The following is a 250-nucleotide window of genomic DNA, read 5'->3' as shown; positions in this document are numbered from 1 at the left end:
TATCTTTTTGAACTTCTCTTTCCGTAATTCTCGGATTAGGGCTAGTTAAGCATTCGACCAAGAAAGTTGTCGGCTAATGCCATAACCTCACGATATCCTTCGTGTTCATCCCAATAGTCCCAGTTCAATTTTGGTGTAACAATAACTGAGTCCATAAGTTGAGAGTGATAAGCAACGTCAGAAAAAGTATTTGATGGTCCTTTTGAGTTATCTAAAATCGCTTGAGCTGCACGTGTTCCAGGGAATTGAA

Annotated in this window: 1 protein-coding gene; it reads right to left on the bottom strand. The window is 39.6% G+C overall.

Going from position 1 to position 250, the window contains the following annotated elements; all coding sequences use genetic code 11:
• Positions 1-41: 41 nt before the first annotated feature.
• Positions 42-250: hypothetical protein (locus MFF64_RS37160; protein ID WP_238194070.1), on the bottom strand; the 209-nt coding region annotated here is incomplete at its 5' end.

Origin of the sequence: Methylobacterium frigidaeris (genome assembly GCF_022179185.1) — a bacterium.
Classification (GTDB): Bacteria; Pseudomonadota; Alphaproteobacteria; order Rhizobiales; family Beijerinckiaceae; genus Methylobacterium; species Methylobacterium frigidaeris.
Note: the sequence above shows the minus strand (reverse complement) of the source record. Positions and strands in the feature narration are given on the sequence as shown.